The 19323-nt window shown below is 34.7% G+C and carries 18 protein-coding genes; 16 read left to right on the plus strand and 2 right to left on the minus strand.

Annotation, left to right across the window (positions count from 1 at the left end; all coding sequences use genetic code 11):
- Positions 1-91: 91 nt before the first annotated feature.
- On the plus strand, positions 92-1348 hold the full coding sequence (locus J2Z60_RS05735; RefSeq protein ID WP_209686725.1) for a tetratricopeptide repeat protein: 1257 nt from the start codon (positions 92-94) through the stop codon (positions 1346-1348).
- A 116-nt stretch (positions 1349-1464) separates the two neighbouring features.
- On the plus strand, positions 1465-2661 hold the full coding sequence (locus tag J2Z60_RS05740; protein ID WP_209686726.1) for a CCA tRNA nucleotidyltransferase: 1197 nt from the start codon (positions 1465-1467) through the stop codon (positions 2659-2661).
- A gap of 27 nt (positions 2662-2688) precedes the next feature.
- Here J2Z60_RS05740 and trhA read toward each other — a convergent pair whose 3' ends face one another.
- Positions 2689-3354, minus strand: a complete 666-nt coding sequence (gene trhA, locus J2Z60_RS05745; RefSeq protein WP_209686727.1) for a PAQR family membrane homeostasis protein TrhA — start codon at positions 3352-3354, stop codon at positions 2689-2691.
- Between the two features lie 148 nt (positions 3355-3502).
- On the opposite strand from trhA, the gene J2Z60_RS05750 reads away from it, so the two are divergent.
- The 13 genes from J2Z60_RS05750 to J2Z60_RS05810 all read left to right on the plus strand — a co-directional run bounded on the left by J2Z60_RS05750 (position 3503) and on the right by J2Z60_RS05810 (position 16562).
- The gene (locus J2Z60_RS05750) at positions 3503-4357 is read left to right on the plus strand and encodes a DegV family protein (RefSeq protein ID WP_209686728.1); all 855 of its coding nucleotides are present in this window, start codon (positions 3503-3505) and stop codon (positions 4355-4357) included.
- 3 nt (positions 4358-4360) lie between these two features.
- Entirely contained in the window at positions 4361-4588 is a 228-nt protein-coding gene (locus J2Z60_RS05755; protein WP_209686729.1) for a YozE family protein, read from the plus strand.
- 8 nt (positions 4589-4596) lie between these two features.
- Entirely contained in the window at positions 4597-6030 is a 1434-nt protein-coding gene (locus tag J2Z60_RS05760; protein WP_209686730.1) for a S41 family peptidase, read from the plus strand.
- Positions 6031-6046: 16 nt separating this feature from the next.
- The gene (gene ylqF, locus J2Z60_RS05765; protein WP_209686731.1) at positions 6047-6889 is read left to right on the plus strand and encodes a ribosome biogenesis GTPase YlqF; all 843 of its coding nucleotides are present in this window, start codon (positions 6047-6049) and stop codon (positions 6887-6889) included.
- On the plus strand, positions 6886-7644 hold the full coding sequence (locus J2Z60_RS05770) for a ribonuclease HII (RefSeq protein ID WP_209686732.1): 759 nt from the start codon (positions 6886-6888) through the stop codon (positions 7642-7644). Before ylqF ends, J2Z60_RS05770 begins: the two co-directional genes overlap by 4 nt.
- 48 nt (positions 7645-7692) lie before the next feature.
- A complete protein-coding gene (gene dprA / locus J2Z60_RS05775) occupies positions 7693-8538 on the plus strand; it encodes a DNA-processing protein DprA (protein ID WP_209686733.1) in 846 nt (281 codons plus the stop codon).
- A 64-nt stretch (positions 8539-8602) separates the two neighbouring features.
- The gene (gene topA, locus J2Z60_RS05780) at positions 8603-10678 is read left to right on the plus strand and encodes a type I DNA topoisomerase (RefSeq protein ID WP_209686734.1); all 2076 of its coding nucleotides are present in this window, start codon (positions 8603-8605) and stop codon (positions 10676-10678) included.
- Between the two features lie 100 nt (positions 10679-10778).
- Positions 10779-12110: a methylenetetrahydrofolate--tRNA-(uracil(54)-C(5))-methyltransferase (FADH(2)-oxidizing) TrmFO gene (gene trmFO, locus J2Z60_RS05785; RefSeq protein ID WP_209686735.1), complete on the plus strand. Its 1332-nt coding sequence runs from the start codon at positions 10779-10781 to the stop codon at positions 12108-12110.
- A complete protein-coding gene (xerC, locus tag J2Z60_RS05790) occupies positions 12094-13020 on the plus strand; it encodes a tyrosine recombinase XerC (RefSeq protein WP_209686736.1) in 927 nt (308 codons plus the stop codon). Before trmFO ends, xerC begins: the two co-directional genes overlap by 17 nt.
- A 2-nt stretch (positions 13021-13022) precedes the next feature.
- Positions 13023-13547 (plus strand): ATP-dependent protease subunit HslV, encoded by a 525-nt coding sequence (hslV, locus tag J2Z60_RS05795; protein ID WP_209686737.1) that lies wholly within the window; start codon positions 13023-13025, stop codon positions 13545-13547.
- Between the two features lie 9 nt (positions 13548-13556).
- A complete protein-coding gene (hslU, locus tag J2Z60_RS05800) occupies positions 13557-14954 on the plus strand; it encodes an ATP-dependent protease ATPase subunit HslU (RefSeq protein ID WP_209686738.1) in 1398 nt (465 codons plus the stop codon).
- 18 nt (positions 14955-14972) lie between these two features.
- Complete coding sequence (locus tag J2Z60_RS05805) at positions 14973-15860, plus strand: aldose 1-epimerase family protein (RefSeq protein WP_209686739.1); 888 nt, start codon at positions 14973-14975, stop codon at positions 15858-15860.
- A gap of 87 nt (positions 15861-15947) precedes the next feature.
- Complete coding sequence (locus J2Z60_RS05810) at positions 15948-16562, plus strand: sugar O-acetyltransferase (RefSeq protein ID WP_209686740.1); 615 nt, start codon at positions 15948-15950, stop codon at positions 16560-16562.
- Between the two features lie 65 nt (positions 16563-16627).
- Here J2Z60_RS05810 and plsY read toward each other — a convergent pair whose 3' ends face one another.
- Complete coding sequence (plsY, locus tag J2Z60_RS05815; RefSeq protein ID WP_209686741.1) at positions 16628-17266, minus strand: glycerol-3-phosphate 1-O-acyltransferase PlsY; 639 nt, start codon at positions 17264-17266, stop codon at positions 16628-16630.
- Between the two features lie 97 nt (positions 17267-17363).
- Here plsY and parE point away from each other — a divergent pair, with 97 nt between their 5' ends.
- A complete protein-coding gene (gene parE, locus J2Z60_RS05820) occupies positions 17364-19322 on the plus strand; it encodes a DNA topoisomerase IV subunit B (protein ID WP_209686742.1) in 1959 nt (652 codons plus the stop codon).
- Position 19323: the final 1 nt, after the last annotated feature.

Genomic DNA, 19323 nt, shown 5'->3' on the forward strand with positions numbered 1-19323 from the left:
TAATAGTTTCAACAAAAAGGTGTTAAGCTTTTAGCTTAGCGCTTTTTTTGTGTACAATTATTACTAGATTGAAAAGGAAGGATGGCAGTTTATGTCATATTCAGAACAATTATTAGATTCAATTCAAAGACATGATTTTTCAAATAATCATATTTTATTAAAACAAGCTTTAGATAATGACAGTCCAGAATTATTGTCATCCCTAGCAGATAATTTAACTAATATGGGCTTTACTGACTTATCTAAGCAAATATATCGAGCATTAATCGCTAAATTTCCACGTGAAGACTTGTTTAAAGTGTATTTGGCCGAAATACTTTTGAATGATGGCTACGAGGATGATGGTCTGACTTTGCTTTATAATATTTCACCCACTAGTGATGCGTACCTAGAAAGTTTACTAGCTCAAGCTGACTATTATCAGACTAATGGCTTAATTGAAACAGCTAGACAAAAACTATTACAAGCAAAAAATCTGGCTCCTGATGAAGATGCAATTAAGTTTGGCTTAGCCGAATTAGACTATCTTAGTGGCAATTACGCTGCTGCGCTTAAATATTACCAAGATTTAGCAAAAAATAATAATAATTTTGGAGAGATAGTAATAAGTCAGAGAATTGCTGCATGCTTGGCTAAATTAGGAGATTATGAAGCAGCTGCTCAAGAAATAAGGGAACACAGCAATAGTATCTTAAGTATTGATGCTCTTTACGAAGCTGGTTTGATTATGCTTTCTGCTAAGGATAATCAAGCAGCAGTAAAATTCTTCGATCAAGTAATTGAAAATCAACCAGATTATGTTAATGCCTATCCACTATTAGCTCAAGCATATATGAATGAAGATAATAATGAGGAAGTACTTAAGGTGGCTCATACAGGACTTTCTTATAATGAATTTGATGAAACTCTATATAGTCTAGGAGCTAAGGCAGCTGCTAATTTAGAACACTTAGACGAAGCTGAGAAGTTATTACGTAAGGGAATTAGAATAGCACCTGATAATAGTGACTTACGTTTGCAATTGTCTAATCTGTACTTACTTGAAAGAAAGGATGAAGCTAATTTAGCTCTATTTAAGGATTTAGATGATGATCAGTTAGAACCCCAAGCTCATTGGAATAGTGCTATTTCTTATCAAAGGATGGAAAATTATAATAGGGCACAAGAAGAATTTTTATTAGCATACCCAGCTTTTAAAGACAATACTGCATTTTTGAAGCAAATCATTAATTTCTTTAGAGAGATAGGAAATAATGATCTCACTAAGGATTTGTTGCAAAGTTATCTTGAACTTGCCCCTGAAGATGATGAAATGCAAGACTTATATAATCAATTGGAATTAGAATAAACTTCACTTTAGCTTGACTATTTAGTTTATAATTGTATATGCAGAAAAAGATATATTAAACATTAATCCTTCTTTTTCTAAGCATAATTATGCTTAAAGCAAATAAAGGAGTTTATATGAAGATTACAAGTTTACCTACTGTTTTTACTGAAGCATTGCCAGTTTTGGAGAAGATTAACCAAGCTGGTTATGAAGCATATTTTGTAGGTGGTAGTGTTAGAGATCTTTTACTAAATAGGCATATCCACGACGTTGACATTGCGACTAGTGCTTATCCAATGGAAATTAAGCATATTTTTAATAGAACAATAGATACAGGTATTAAACATGGTACGGTAACAATTTTGTATAATGGCAATAGCTATGAAATTACGACTTTTAGGACAGAATCAGGTTATCAAGATTATCGTCGCCCCGATCACGTTACCTTTGTTCAAAATCTTTCTGAAGATTTAAAACGCCGTGACTTCACTATAAATGCCTTAGCTATGGATGCATCAGGCAATATAATTGATCATTTTGATGGTATTGGTGATTTAAGGCGGCACGTTATTAAAGCTGTAGGAGTGGCTGAAAATAGGTTTCATGAAGATGCACTGAGAATGATGCGTGCAGTACGTTTTATGAGTCAGCTTGAGTTTAATCTAGAAGAAAAAACATACCAAGCAATTAAAGATAATCATCATTTACTTAGTAAGATTTCAATTGAACGAATTCGTGAAGAATTTGTAAAGATGGGGATTGGTAAAGGAAGCAGGCGTGCTTTTCAAGTATTTTTAGATACTGGCTTATCGCAAGAAGTACCATGTTTTCAAGATAAAAAAGATTTGCTTTCAATCTTTCCGAAGTTGACCTTTAATCCTACAACTGAAGAAAACCTCTGGGCTGTAATGATTGTACTTCTTAAAGTAGCTAATCAAGATATTGCTAAATTTATGAGCAAATGGAAGAATTCTAATGCAATGGAGCGACAAGTAGCTAGAATTGTAGAATTTTTTGATTTAATTAGTTCTAGAAGCCCAACCAATTATGAATTATTTAGAAATGATTTAAAGACTATTTTGTTAACAATTGATTTATCTAATATTTTGGGTCAACCAGTTAATGGTAGTGCATTAGTTGATCGTTATGAAAATTTACCAATCAAAAAACAAAAAGATCTTGTTGTAAATGGAGAGACTCTACTAAAAAGTGGTATTCCAGCGGGCCCAAAAGTAGGATATTTATTACAAAAAATTACTCAAGCAGTGGTAGAAGGCGAACTTGATAACGATTTAGATGCTATTAATCAATTCATTCTTAAACATGAATAAAAAGTCGGAGAATAGAACTCCGACTTTTTAGACGTATAGCAAAATTGAAAAATACATCAAAATTGATCCTAACATTACAAACAAATGCCAAATCACATGGATAAAGGGAACACGACGCATTGAAAATAAAATAGCCCCAATTGTATATGCAACACCACCGGCTACTAATAGCCAAAATCCTTGAGGACCCAGGACTGGATATAAATCAGCACTGGCAAAGATTACCATCCATCCCATTAATACATAAATGACTGTATCTAAGATGGCATGCTTGCCTTGATTAAAAATATAAAATAAAATACCAAAAATCGAGAGAGCAATAATGATGCTCCATAAAACCCAACCCTTGGCTTTGCCAATGGCTACTAATGTGTAGGGAGTATATGACCCAGCAATTAAAATAAAAATTGATGAATGGTCAAATATTTGAAAAACTTTTCTAGCCTTAGTAAATATCAAGCTATGGTATAAAGTTGAAAATAAATATAACAGTACTAAGCTTGACCCATATAAAGTGAAACATACAATTTTCATTGCATTGTGGCTATGTACAGCTGCAATAATGAGAATTACTAATCCAGCTACCGATAAGCAAAAGCCAATACCATGTGTTACAGCGCTTAAAACATTATTTACGATGTTATAAGCTTTTGAGCGGTAAGTAGGCTCTTTCCATAAATTTTTGATTGACATTAAGTGTTCTCTCCTAAATCTTTTTAACTCAGTTTTAGATTTTTGATATACTATATACTAAAACTTATGTCTATAAGCTAAATTCTAACATATTAGCAAAGAGTTTTAATTTCTAAATCAAATCCTAAAAGAAATGAAGGACTAATCTATGGCAAATATTAAAGTAGTAACTGATTCATCAGTGCAACTAACTACTGATGAAATAAAAAAGTATAATATTACAGTTGTTCCGCTGACCATTACGATTGATGGTCAAACTTATACTGATGGTGTAGACATTACTAGAAGTGAATTTGTTGAAAAAATGCTGCATTCTGAAGAGCTACCTAAGACTAGTCAACCAGCAATCGGTGTTTTTGAAAATACTTTTAATAAGTTAATTCAAAGTGAAGATGATCAAGTTATTGGTATTTTTTTGTCACATAATTTGAGCGGAACTATCGAAGCTGCTAGACAAGCTGTAGAAATTATTGGTAAAGAAAAGCAAATAACTTTAATCGATTCACAATTAACTGACCGCGGAGAGGGATTTCAAGTATTGGCTGCAGCTAAAGATGCCGAAGAAGGTAAGACCGTATCTGAAATTGTTGATCATGTTAATAAAATCATTCAAAATCAGAAGCTTGAAATGATGGTAGTAGACTTAAAGAACATTATCAAAGGCGGACGCTTAGGTAAACTTTCTGGTAAAATTGCTACTTTGCTTAACATCAGAATTGTATTACAGATGCCGAATGGCAATTTAATTGTCGCTAAAAAAGGGCGTGGTAAAAAGTTTTCTAAGCGTTTTGATGAACGAGTTTTAAGTGATATTACCAAAAATAAAGATAGTATCAAAGCAGTTGGGATTTCTTATGTAAATACGCCACAAGAGATGGAAGAATTAGCAGCAGAGATTAAAGTAATTAATCCTAATATTGATGTTTTAGTTCAACAAACTAGTCCAATTATCGCCACTCACGCAGGTGAAGGAGCATATGCGATTATTTACTATATGGAGTAAAAAATGGCCTTTAGAGAAAGTTTTTATAGATTTTTAATGACGCAGCGTGATCCTGATTCTCATAGTGAGATTGCAGAATTTGCTAATAATGCCCAAAATGACAGTTCTTTTCCACGTCATAGTCAAGATTACGAAGAAATATCTAATTATTTAGAGCTAAATGCTGGATATTTACCAAGTATGACAATTTTTGATGATGCTTATCAAATGTATCTCGATAAGATGAATTAAGGACAAAAATGACACAATCAAATAAAAAAATTGAAGATAAAACAGCGTCTAAAATAAAAAAGAAATTTAAATTGCCTAAGATAGCCCAATTCACTCTTACAGCACTAGTAAGTCTAGCGATTGGTAGCGGGGTTACTTATGGCGTTATTAAGTATCAACAAGATAGTTCTCCCCTAGCTGAGATAGCTCAAGTTTATAATCAATTGCAATCTACTTACTATAAAGCTGTGTCTTCTAAACAGCTTAGTCAAGGTGCTGTCAATGGAATGATAAATAGTCTAAATGATCCTTATTCACAAACTTTAACTGGTCAAAGTCAGCAGCAAATCAACAGCTTAGTTGAAGGAGCTAGCTTTGGCGGGGTAGGGATTCAAATGACAGTTAAAAATAATAGAATTTTAGTTGATTCAATTGTAGCAGGTTCTCCAGCCTCAAAAAGTAATATTAAGGTTGGGGATGAAATTTTAAGCGTAGATAGGAAAAAAGTTACTGCTAAACATTTTAATAAAGTTGCAGAGCTTGTCCGAGGGAAAAAAGGCACTAAAGTTACATTACAATTAGAGCGTAACAAGATAAAGTTTAAAGTAACGCTAATACGTGCAGAAATATCACAATCTAATTTAACCGTTAAAACTCAAGGAAAAGCGACAATTATTACAATAAGCCAATTTGATGTTGACACTGGTAAAAATCTTAAAGCAGCTTTAAAGGAGATTAATCCTAAAAAAACGCCAAAGCTAATTATTGATTTACAAGATAATCCTGGCGGAGTAATGAATAGTGCCTTAGAGGCAGCATCATACTTTGTTCCTAATGGAAAAATTTTGATGCGTTATCAAAGTCGTGATGGTCAAGAGATTATCAAGTCATCTAAAAAGCTCTCAGGTGGGTATAAAACGACTTTGAGACCAATAATTTTAATTAATAACCAAACAGCAAGTGCAAGTGAAATATTTACTGCAGCCTTGGTAGAAAATAAGTGTGCTATTAGTGTAGGACAAACATCATATGGTAAAGGTACTGTGCAACAAGTTGGCAGTAGTGATAATGTAGAATATAAGTATACTGTTGCTAAATGGCTAACTCCAAATGGTACTTGGATTAACCATAAGGGAATCAAGCCAACATTTAAGGCTAAAGAGTCTAAATTTGAACAACTACCTCAGTTTCAATCAGACCAAACTCTTAAGAAGAATATGATGGGGCTGAATGTGGCAATTTTGCAGCAGTATCTAACAGCTTTAGGTTATTTGCAAAATAATATTACTGGTGTTTATGATAATCCTACTCAAATAGCTGTAAATAAATTTAAAGAAGCCCAAGGATTAACTGTTGATGGTAAGGTAACGGCTTCTACTATGCAGGCCTTATATTTCGTAGTTTCTCAAAAGGCTACTCAATCCAACCCAGCTTTAAAAAAGGCTTTAAGCTTAAAAATATAAATTAGAAGGTGTAAAAATGGGAACAATACAATGGTATCCGGGTCACATGAATAAGGCTAAGAATCAACTTGAAGATAACTTAGACTTAATTGATGTGATTATTGAAGTGTTGGATGCACGATTACCACTTTCTTCGCGTAATCCAATGATTAGTAATTTGGTTAAAAAGAAGCCCCATATTATTATTTTAAATAAGTCGGATTTAGCTGACCCTTTACAAACCAAGCGCTGGACACGCTATTTTCAAGAACAGGGTAATTTTGTATTGTCTTTAGATGCTCAACATAATACTAATATGAGCACTTTGTTCAAAATTATTAAGCTAGCAGGAAAAGAAAAAATAGATAAGTTAGTAGCTAAAGGAGCAGCACATCCAACAATAAGAGTAGCGATTGCTGGTATTCCTAATTGTGGCAAGTCAACAATTATTAATCGTATGATTGGAAGAAATGCGGCTATTGTAGGCGATAAGCCTGGTGTTACTAAAGGGCAAAGTTGGTTGAAGACTTCTAATTCTGATATTCAGATTTTAGATACTCCAGGTATATTATGGCCTAAATTTTCAGATCAAGTAGTTGGATATAAGTTGGCAGCTTGTGGAGCGATTAAAGATAATATTTTTCATGCTGACGATGTTGCCATGTTTTTAATTAAGTTTTTACGCGAGCATTACCTTAATAATTTAAGTAACTTTGCTCGTTTTGATAAAGAAGCAATTGAACAATTTAATGACATTGATTTGATGCTAGCTATGACACAAAAATATGGTATGCGTGATGATTATGATCGCTTTTCTGTTTATATGTTGCAAAGATTTCGTAAGGCTAAACTTGGAAGGGTTACATTAGATATAAAATGACAATCAATGAAGTTAAAAATTTATTGAATCAAGGTAATATTTCAGAAAATCAACTAATCGAATTGCAACAAGACCCACGTAAGGGCGTACGGAAGCTACTTGCTAGCTATTATAAGCGTCAAAAAAAATATCAAGAAAAGTTAGCTGACTTTAATAAACGTTTTAGCTATGAAAAGCAATTTTGGTCTAAACATCAACTTGTTGCCGGAGTAGATGAAGTTGGACGAGGTCCCTTAGCTGGGCCTGTAGTAACAGCGGCAGTAATTATTTCTCCAGAGTTTGATTTAATTGATGTGAATGATTCTAAAAAATTATCTCATAATAAGAGATTAGAATTGTTTCCCAAGATCTTAAATAAAGCTGTCAGTGTTAGTGTGGGTTTATCCAATAATGATGTGATTGACAAAATAAATATTTATGAAGCAGACCGCCTAGCAATGAAGCATGCAGTTGAGGGGCTAGATGTTAAGCCTGATGCTCTCTTAGTTGATGCAATGAATGTGCCGGTTGACTTACCACAAACCTCATTAATAAAGGGTGATAGCAAATCAAATTCTATTGCAGCAGCAAGTATTGTCGCTAAAGTTTTTAGAGATAATTTGATGGAAGCTTATGGTGAAAAATATCCAGAATATAATTTTAAGCATAATGCAGGATATGGCACTAAAGATCATCTTGAAGCCTTAAAAAAATATGGTCCAACTCCTATTCATCGAAAAACTTTTGCACCTGTAAGTAATTTTTTTGAGAAATAAAAAAATAAACCTCTACTTTTTTCGTATAAGAAAGTGGAGGTTTATTCTATGAATCAAAAAGAATTTTATTTACGTTTAAAATTAAAAAAAGGTATTGGCTACCAAGGAATGCAAAAAGTTATGACAGAGTTAGGTAACCGTCAAAAAATAAATCGTCTAGACATTGAAAAAATAAACTTACCGCTTAATTTAAAGCAAAAAGTATTAGAAGCCTTTAATAATGAGGAGATAACTCTTTGGGTTAAGCAAATACTAAATCAGTGTCATGTGATTACAATTTTTGATAAAATATATCCTAATCAACTTAAAGAGTGTTATCGGTCACCACTAATTTTGTTTGCACGAGGTGATTTAAAATTACTCACTAGAAAGATTACTGTAATTGTAGGATCACGTACTCCTACTTTTTACAGTAGAAAAGTTCTAAGAAAGTTGATTCCCAATCTAATTAAAGAAGGTTACGTAATTGCCAGCGGCTTGGCTAAGGGAGTAGATGCAATTGCTCATCAAGAAACCTTAAAAGCTAACGGAAAAACAATAGCTGTAATCGGAAATGGTTTAAATCATTTTTATCCTAAGCAAAATCAGATGTTACAAGAAGAAATCATTAAAAGAGGCCTTGTACTCAGCGAATATTTACCAGATACTCCACCTATGCCTTTTCGTTTTCCTGAAAGAAATCGTATCTTAGCAGGCTTAAGTGAAAATGTTATTGTGTCTGAAGCTAAGGAAAAATCAGGCTCATTGATTACTGCTAATATTGCCTTAGAGGAGAATCGTAATATTTTTGCAGTTCCTGGACCAATTGATAGTGAATTATCAAAAGGACCTAATTATTTGATTGCAGCTGGAGCGCAACCAATTGTGAATTATGATTTAAACCCAATCTGGTAGTTGACAAGGTTTTGTTTTCTGGTAATTTATACATGTAAAGATAGACCAAGGAAGGGGCATCGTAATGCCTACTAAAAAGAAAAAGAACTTAGTTATTGTGGAATCTCCACATAAAGCAAAAACAATTGAAAAGTATCTCGGCAGTAATTATCATGTTATTGCCTCTAAGGGTCATATTCGTGACCTACCTAAATCGCAAATGGGAGTTGATATAGACAACGACTATCAACCTAAATATATCTCTATTCGAGGTAAAGGTGAGACCATTAAGGAACTCAAGGCTGCAGCTAAAAAAGCAAAATATGTGTACCTAGCTTCTGACCCAGATCGTGAAGGTGAGGCAATAGCCTGGCACGTAGCACATGCATTAAACTTAGACCCTAAAGAACATAACAGGGTAGCTTTTAACGAAATTACTAAAGATGCTGTTAAGAATGCCTTTAAGAGCCCTAGAACTATTGATATGGATATTGTAGATGCTCAGCAGGCTCGGCGAGTTCTTGACAGATTGGTCGGATATTCATTAAGTCCGATTCTGTGGGCTAAAGTAAAAAAAGGCTTATCTGCTGGACGTGTACAATCAGTAGCATTAAAGTTGGTTATTGATCGTGAAAAAGAAATAAAAAACTTTAAGCCAGTTGAATATTGGACAATTGATGGTGAATTTAATAAAGATAAAAAGAAGTTTGTTGGGACGTTCTATGGCTTAGATGGTAAAAAGACGGATCTTCCAAATCAAGCTAGTGTAAAGGATGTTCTTACTAAATTAGATAAACGCAAGAACTTTGAAGTTACTAAAGTAGTCAAAAAGCAGCGTCGACGCCAGCCAGCAGCACCGTTTACTACTTCAACAATGCAACAAGAAGCTAATAAACGTTTAGGTTATCGTACACGAAGAACAATGAGAATTGCCCAATCATTGTATGAAGGTGTTAACTTGGGTAAAGGCTCAGTTGGTTTGATTACTTATATGCGTACTGATTCTAAGCGAATTGCCAGTGTTGCAAAGCATGAAGCTTCTAAGTTTATTCACGAACAATATGGGGAAGAATATGCTTCAGTTAAGCCTCAGAATTTTAAGAATGATGCTGAAGCTCAAGACGCTCATGAAGCAATTCGACCAACTTCTGCATTTAGAACTCCTGAATCTATTAAGGATTATTTGACAGCTGAAGAATATCGTCTTTATAGTTTAATTTGGGCTCGTTTCATTGCTAGTCAAATGACAGCAGCTGTCTATGACACTGTAAGAGCCGATATTGAGCAAAATGGTGTAACTTTTAGAACGACTGGTTCAAAGATGAAATTCGCTGGCTTTACTAAAGTCTATGACAATGAAAAAGAAAAGACTAAAGAATTACCAGACTTGAATGAAGGAGACAAAATTAAGCTAAAGAGCACAGACGACCGTCAGCACTTTACGCAACCACCTGCTCGTTATACTGAAGCTAGCTTAGTTCATGCCTTGGAAGCTAATGGAGTAGGACGACCATCTACTTATGCTCCAACTATTGATACTATTCAAAGACGCTACTATGTTAAGCTTGAAGGTCGTTCAATCGTACCTACTGAATTAGGCGAAATCGTCGACGAGTTAATTGAAAAGTTTTTCCCAGATATTGTTAATGTTGACTTTACTGCTCAATTAGAAGATGACCTAGATCATGTTGAAGTAGGTAAGATGAACTGGGTTAAAGTAGTAGATGAGTACTATAAGCCTTTTTCTAAAGAATTAGCGAAGGCAGATAGTGAAATCGAAAAAGTTCAAATTAAAGATGAGCCGGCTGGTTTTAATTGTGATATTTGTGGGGCACCTATGGTGATTAAAATGGGAAGATATGGAAAGTTTTATGCTTGTTCACGCTTCCCAGATTGTCGCAATACTAAACCAATAGTAAAAAAAATCGGCGTAACCTGCCCTAAATGTAAAAAAGGTGAAGTCGTCGAAAAGAAATCTAAACGAAATCGAAAATTTTATGGTTGTTCACGTTATCCAGAATGTGATTTTGTTTCTTGGGATCAACCGATTGGTAGAAATTGCCCTAATGATGGTCATTTTTTAGTTCAAAAGAAGACTAAAAAAGGCTTAGTTGTTCTTTGTCCAAATGGTGATTATCGTGAAGAGTCCAAGGAAGAGTAATTTTTAAGAAAAATTATAGCAATACCATCGAATTGTAAGCGTTTTGATGGTATTCTTTTTATGTAGGGTATTTAACCCTCCAGTAGAAAGGAAAGTCTAAATGCCAAAAAAAGTTACAGTTATCGGAGGAGGCCTTGCAGGTAGTGAAGCTACCTGGCAATTAGCCAAGCGTGGAATAGAAGTCGATCTTTATGAAATGCGTCCTCAAAAACAAACTCCAGCCCATCATACAGCAGAATTTGCGGAGCTCGTATGTACTAATTCTATGCGTTCTGACCAATTATCTAATGCTGTAGGGCTCTTGAAAGAAGAAATGAGACACTTAGATTCACTAATTTTAAAAGCTGCCGACCAAACAGCCGTACCAGCTGGTGGTGCTTTAGCAGTGGATCGTGATAAATTCTCTCAAAAAGTTACTGAAACGTTAAAGTCACTGCCTAACGTTAGTATTCATGAAGAAGAAATCACCACAATTCCTAAGGATGGGATTGTGGTGATAGCGACAGGCCCATTAACCAGTGATAGTTTAGCCGAGCAGATTCAAGAATTTTGTGGGACTGATAGCTTGCATTTCTTTGATGCAGCGGCACCAATTGTTGCTAGTGATTCAATTGATCGAAATATTGTTTATAAAAAGTCTCGTTATGATAAGGGTGAAGCGGCTTATCTTAATTGCCCAATGACCAAGGAAGAATTCTTTAATTTTTATAAGAATTTAGTTTCAGCAGAAACTGCCGAGCTTCATGGATTTGAAGATAAAAATGTCTTTGAAGGTTGTATGCCAATTGAAGTTATGGCTAAACGTGGAGAAAAAACCATGCTCTTTGGTCCGCTTAAACCTGTAGGTTTAGAAGATCCTAAGACTGGTAAGACACCTTATGCTGTGGTGCAATTACGCCAAGATAATGCCAGTGCAAGTATGTATAATATCGTTGGTTTCCAAACACATTTAAAATATGGTGAACAAAAGCGGGTATTTTCAATGATTCCAGGCTTAGAGAATGCACGTTTTGTGCGTTACGGAAAGATGCACCGTAATACATATATTGCTAGTCCAGAAGTTTTAAATGCTAGTTACGAAGCTAAGAAGCAAAAAAATCTTTTCTTTGCTGGTCAAATGACCGGAGTTGAGGGTTACGTTGAAAGTGCTGGTAGTGGCTTAGTTGCTGGAATAAATGCTGCTTTAGTAGCCAATGGTGCGGAACCTATTGCTTTTCCCAAGTTAACTGCCTTAGGATCAATGGCTAATTATATTACTACGACAAGTGCTAAGCATTTTCAGCCAATGAATGCATCTTATGCACTATTGCCAGGTCTTGATCATAAAGTTAGAAACAAGCAAGAGCGCCATTTAGAAATATCTAAAAGAGCCCTGGCTGAATTAGATAAGTTTAGAGATGAAAATTTAGCTAAATATGACATGGAAAACTAATGATCAATTTGTTTTAAAATTCATTGATTATTTAAAAAATGAGCGTATTTATAGCAAAAATACTGTTAATTCTTATCTGATCGATTTGAAAGGGTTTAAACTTTTTCTAACTAAAAATGGTGGTTTTAATGGTTGGGATCAGGTCTCGAGACGTGACATAGAAATTTATTTGCAGGAATTAACGAATAATATCAGTCAAACATCAAAATTACGCAAAATGTCAACATTACGGTCATTTTTTGGTTATCTTAGTAGACGAGATATTTTAAAAGTTGATCCGACTGAAACAATTTCATTAAAAAGCGGTGAAAAGAAATTACCGGAATTCTTTTATAGTTATGAGCTAAAAAAAGTATTTTCTAGTTTAAATGCAAACGATTCTTTGACTATAAGGAATAAAGCAATGTTTGAATTGTTTTATGCTACAGGGATGCGAGTAAGTGAAATTGCAAACTTGAAGTTAGATCAAATTAATTTTGATTTGAAGATAATCTTAGTTCATGGTAAGGGAAATAAGGATCGCTATGTTGCTTTTACAGATCGAACTAAAGAGAGCGTGATGCTTTATTTAGATAACAGTAGAGGTCAATTACTTGCAAAAAATGAAGATAAGGGTTATGTTTTTTTAAATAGCAAGGGTAAAAAATTAACTAGTCGTGGAATTGAATATATTATGCAAAAGGTATTTACTGCTGCAGGTGTAGGTGGAAAAGTACACCCCCATATGTTGCGTCATTCATTTGCTACTGAACTGATTAATAATGGTGCTGATTTGAGGAGTGTGCAGGAATTACTCGGTCATGAGTCACTTTCTACTACACAAATATATACTCATATTAGTATGCAGCATTTACAAAATGACTATCAAAAATTTTTCCCAAGAAATAATAAAAAAGACGAGGCAAAATAAATATGACAACAATTTGTTCTGTTAGATATAACGGTAAAACTGCAATTGCAGGCGATGGTCAAGTTACTTTAGGTGAAAAAGTTATTGCTAAAGCTACTGCCAAAAAGATTCGCCGTATTTATCACAATAAGGTTGTGATTGGCTTTGCAGGTGGTGTGGCTGACGCAGTTAGCTTGCAAGAGATGCTTGAAGGTAAACTTGAAACTTATTCGGGCGATTTAAGAAGAGCGGCTGTTGAAATGGCTCAAAGTTGGCGTAAAGATCCAACTTTAGCTAAGCTTGAAGCAATGCTGATCGCTTTTAATGATAAGGATTTGCTATTAATTTCAGGTAATGGAGAGGTGTTAGAGCCTGATGAAGATGTGGTAGCAATTGGTTCAGGCGGAAACTTTGCCCAAGCTGCTGCCTTAGCGATGACCCGTCATTCAGAAGGAATGAATGCCAGTGAAATTGCCAAAGAATCAGTGCAAATCGCTTCCGGCATTGATATTTTTACTGATGATCATATTATTACTGATGAAATCTAGGTGACAAATTTGACTGTAGAAAAAACTCCAAAACAAATCGTTAATACTTTAAATGAATACATTATTGGTCAGGATGAAGCTAAAAAAGCGGTAGCAATTGCCTTGTATAATCGTTATCGTCGTTTGCAACTTCCTAAACAACTACAACAGGATATCACTCCTAAAAATATGTTGATGGCTGGCCCTACTGGTGTTGGTAAAACTGAGATTGCACGTCGCTTAGCGAAGATTGTTGATGCGCCATTTGTAAAAGTAGAGGCAACAAAATTTACAGAAGTAGGTTATGTGGGTCGCGACGTTGAATCAATGGTGCGCGATTTGGTAGCCGAAGCTGTTCGAATGGAAGAAAAGGAACAATTTGAGCGTGTAAAAGAAACTGCAACTAAGAAGGCTAATAATAAATTAGTTAAATTAATAGTTCCAGGTATTAAACGTGAAAATCGCGAAAATTCAATGCAACAAATGATGCAATTACTCTCTGGTAATTTCAATATGGATCAATCTAATAATGATAATGAAGAAGTTACTGATGAAATTAGAAATCAACGTTTAAGTGTTGCAGAGCAATTAGATAAAGGACTACTTGAAAATCGAGAAGTAACTATCGAAGTAGAACAAGCCCCTAAAGCTAATCCAATGGGTGATATGATGGGTCAAATGGGCATGGATATGTCTAGTATGCTTAGTGACCTAATGCCTAAAAAGACTGTTAAGCGTACTTTGAAGGTTTCTGATGCTCGAGAAGTTCTGATTCAAGAAGAATCTAAAAAGCTAGTTAACTACGATAATCTTTATCAACGTGCGATTGAGCGTACGCAACAAAATGGGATTATCTTTATTGATGAAATTGATAAAATCACAGCTGGTAATAAAAAGACTAGTGGTGAAGTATCTCGCGAAGGTGTTCAAAGAGATATTTTACCAATTGTTGAAGGTTCCACTGTTTCTACTAAATATGGTCCAGTTGCTACTGATCACATTCTTTTTATTGCTGCTGGGGCTTTTGCAGAAAGTAAACCAAGTGATTTAATTCCTGAACTTCAGGGCCGCTTCCCAATAAGGGTTGAACTTAATGCCTTAACTCAAGAAGATTTTGTTAAGATTTTAAAAGATCCACAAAATTCACTTCTCAAACAATATATTGCGCTTCTACATGCTGATGGTATTAAGTTAGTGTTTACTCAAGAAGCAATTGATCGAATTGCTGAGATTGCTTATGAAGTTAACCAAGGTACTGATAATATTGGTGCTAGAAGATTAGCTACGATTCTTGAAAAGTTGCTTGAAGATGTATTATACGAAGGTCCTGATATGACCATGGGTGAGATTACTATTACTCAAAAATACGTTGATGAAAAATTAAGTGATATCATTGTTAATAAAGATTTAACTAAGTTTATTTTATAGATAAAGAGATAAAATATTATGGATCATAAATTACAAAACAGTTTCTTGACTGTAACAGTATCCGATCTTGGTGCTGAAATTCAAAGTGTAGTTGATAATAATAGTAAGCGCGAATATATGTGGCAGGCTGATCCCAATGTATGGGGACGTCATGCACCAATACTGTTTCCAATTGTTGGTCGTTTAAAGGATGATCAGTATACCTACAATGGAAATACTTACCATATGGGGCAGCATGGATTTGCACGTAACAGTCAATTTGAAGTAGAAAGTAAATCTGATGACAAGATAACCCTTTTACTTAAATCAAATGAAGAAACTAAGAAACAATATCCGTTTGATTTTGAATTACGTGTTACTTATACATTGGTCAATAATTTGTTAGAAGAACGCTTCAATGTTACTAATACTGATAATAAAGAAATGATTTTCGGTATCGGTGGTCACCCTGGATTTAATTTACCAGTAGATGAAAAGATCAATAAGAATGACTACTACTTTAAATTTGAGCCATCAATTGATCATATCCGTATACCATTTAAAGCTCCATTACTGGACTGGGAACATCGCTACTTAGTGGCAACAGATACACTTTTTGAAATTAGTGATTCTTTATTTAAAGATGATGCTTGGGTATTTCAATTAAAAGGTACGAATAAAGTTTCTATTAGAACTGATACTAGTGATTACCATATTAATGTCAAGATGGATGGAGCGCCATTTGTTGGCTTATGGTCACAATATCCTAAAGTGGCTAATTATATCTGTATTGAACCATGGTGGGGAATTTCCGATACGTTAGACAGTAATGGTAATTTAGAAGATAAGATAGGCATGAATCGACTAGAGCCCGGGCAAAGCTGGAACAATGGCTTTTCAATGGCCTTTCATGACAAGCAGATTTAGTTAAAAAAGGGAAATCATTTGTTGGTTTCCTTTTGTTTTGCTATTATTTTTAAAGGATATTAGTAATTTTGTATAAGGAATTAATAAATGGAAAAAAATACTTTAGATATGTTGGCTGGTAAGCCCTATCACCCAGGTACAAAAGAATTAAGTGATATTGCTCATTTAGCTCATCGACTGTGTCGAGATTATAATTTGACTGCTGATGATGAAAAAGATAAGCGGCAAAATATTATTGATGATCTATTTCCTAACCATGATGCAGGAGTATATATTCAAGGACCGTTACAAGTTGATTATGGTAAGTTTACTAAGTTAGGTAAGAATTTCTATGCTAACTTTAATCTAACTATTCTAGATACTTGTCCTGTCACAATTGGCGATAATGTAATGTGTGGGCCTAATGTGTCGATAGTGACACCATTGCATCCTTTGCTGGCAGATCAACGTAATGTGAGAAGACAAGCAGATGGTACAATGGGTGATATTGAATATGGTGCCCCCATTACAATCGGTGATAATTGCTGGTTAGCATCTAATGTAACTGTTTGTCCTGGTGTCACAATTGGTAATAATTGTGTTATTGGTGCAGGCAGTGTGGTTACAAAAGATATTCCTGACAATTCATTGGTTTTAGGTGTACCTGGTAAGGTTGTTAGAACTATTACTGAACAAGATCGTTTAGATAATTATCCATATTAGCTAAAGACAAATAAAAAAGTCAGTAAACAGTCAACTTGTTTACTGGCTTTGTCGTATCTAACTATTTATTTTTTTGAGCTGTGGATTTTTTTGTACCAATACCATAAGCCGAAAGGAACAATATTTTCATTATGGTTAATAAGTCGCTTAATATTATCTCTATGCCTAATAAATAAAATTATCATCATCATCCCGGCTATGACAGTTAAAAAGATGTCATGGAACCAAAATGATGCAATAAAAATCAATGTAATTGATAACAAGCTAGATAAGCTTACATATGAGGTAATAAAAAGTAGCGGTAAAAAGATTATTGCACAAACACCAAAGAATCTTAAGTTATATCCTAAGAAAATCCCAGCACTGGTAGCCACGGCTTTACCACCTTTAAATTTTAAAAAAATGGAGAAAGTGTGACCTAAGATTGCGCAGATGCCAGCGATTAATAATAAATAACTTGGCCCTTGCAAATGAAAAATGCGTGGCAGATTAGTAGCTAGAGTGCCTTTTAATACATCGACTAATAATACTGCACTACCGCCAATAGGCCCCATAACCCTAAAGGAATTCGTAGTTCCAATGTTTCCAGAACCATATTTTCTAATATCTTCATGGTAAAATAGCTTTCCAACTATTACACCTGTGGGGAAGGAACCTATCAAATATGCTAAAATAAACGTTAGACTATAATATAAAATAGACATAATTATTCAACCTTTGTTTTAATCTAAAGCTATTTTAGCAAAGATTACTACATGTGTGTGGTTGATTTTAATTGTTGTATAAATTGGAGGAATTTATTTGGTAAAAACAAATAAAAATATAAACACTTACGATGATTCATCAATCCAAATATTACACGGGCTTGAAGCTGTTCGTAAGCGCCCGGGAATGTATATTGGATCAACTGACCGATATGGCTTAAATCACTTAGTATATGAAATTGTTGATAATTCTGTCGATGAAGCAATGGCAGGGTATGGTAAAGAGATTAATGTAACAATTCATGAAGATAATTCGGTTACTGTTCAAGACTTTGGACGAGGAATGCCGACAGGAATGCATCCATCAGGTATTCCAACTATTGAGGTTATTTTAACTGTACTTCATGCTGGTGGTAAGTTTACTGAAAAAAATTATCAAACCTCTGGTGGACTTCATGGAGTAGGTTCCTCAGTTGTTAATGCTCTGTCTGAATGGCTTAAGGTTCGCGTTGTTCGTGATGGAATGGCTTATGAAGAGGAGTTTAAGAATGGTGGTCATCCAGTAGGAACTCTAAAAAAATTAGGACCAACTAATGATAAAACCGGAACAACTATTACCTTTAAACCTGATCCGACTATTTTTTCAACAACTAAGTATAATTATGAAACTATTCAAGAAAGAATTAGAGAGTCTGCATTTCTGTTAAAAGGCGTTAAATTTACCTTAACTGATGAGCGTGAACCTGAACACCATGATGAGTTCTTGTATGATAATGGTATCAAGTCCTTTGTGTCTTATCTTAATGAAGGTAAAGACACTATGGGAGATGTATTTTATTTTGAAGGTAAGCAAAATGAGATTGAAGTAGAATTCTCTGGTCAATATAATGACGGTTACTCTGAAAATTTTGTTTCCTTTGTTAATAATGTTCGGACCCCTGATGGAGGTAGCCACGAGGCTGGTGCAAGAAGTGGTTTTACCAAGGCATTTAATGACTATGCTAAAAAGCAAGGTCTTCTCAAAAATAAAGAAAAGGGCCTGGATGGATCAGATTATCGTGAAGGATTAAGTGCAGTCTTATCAGTTAAAATTCCAGAAGAGTTGCTAGAATTTGAAGGTCAAACCAAGGGTAAATTAGGTACACCACAAGCACGTAGTGTCGTAGATAGCATCGTTTATGAGCAGCTTTCCTATTACTTAATGGAAAACGGAGAATTTGCTCAAAGTCTAGTTCAAAAAGCTCAAAAAGCTCGTGATGCACGTGAAGCTGCGAAAAAGGCTCGTGATGAAAGCCGTAATGGTAAAAAACGACGCAAAAAAGAAATTCTTTCTGGTAAATTGACCCCAGCACAATCAAGAAATCCCAAGAAAAATGAATTATTCCTAGTTGAGGGTGATTCTGCTGGCGGCTCTGCTAAGCAGGGAAGAGATCGAAAGTTTCAGGCGATTCTGCCCCTTCGTGGTAAAGTGTTGAATACACAAAAAGCTAAGCTTCAAGATATTTTTAAGAACGAAGAAATCAATACTATGATCCATACTATTGGTGCAGGGGTAGGAGCAGATTTTAACATTGATGTAGCAAATTATGACAAGGTTATTATCATGACTGACGCCGATACTGATGGAGCACATATTCAGATTTTGCTTTTGACATTTTTCTATCGTTATATGCGGCCAATGGTTGAAGCAGGCCGAGTTTACATAGCACTTCCTCCTTTATATAAACTCCAAAAAGGCAATGGTAAGAAAGCTAAGATTAAATATGCTTGGACGGATGAAGAATTAGCAATAGATTCTAAAGAGTTTGGTCGAGGATTTGCCTTGCAGCGATTTAAAGGATTGGGTGAAATGAATGCTGATCAACTCTGGGAAACAACCATGAATCCTGAAACTAGGACTTTGATTAGAGTTAAGATTGATGATGCTCAACTTGCTGAAAAGCGTGTCACAACCCTAATGGGAGATAAGGTTGCACCTAGAAGAAAATGGATTGATGAAAATGTTAAGTTCAGAATGGGCGAAGATGGTTCAATTTTAGAAACAAGTAGAGATTAAA

Source organism: Lactobacillus colini (assembly GCF_017874575.1).
Lineage (GTDB): Bacteria > Bacillota > Bacilli > Lactobacillales > Lactobacillaceae > Lactobacillus > Lactobacillus colini.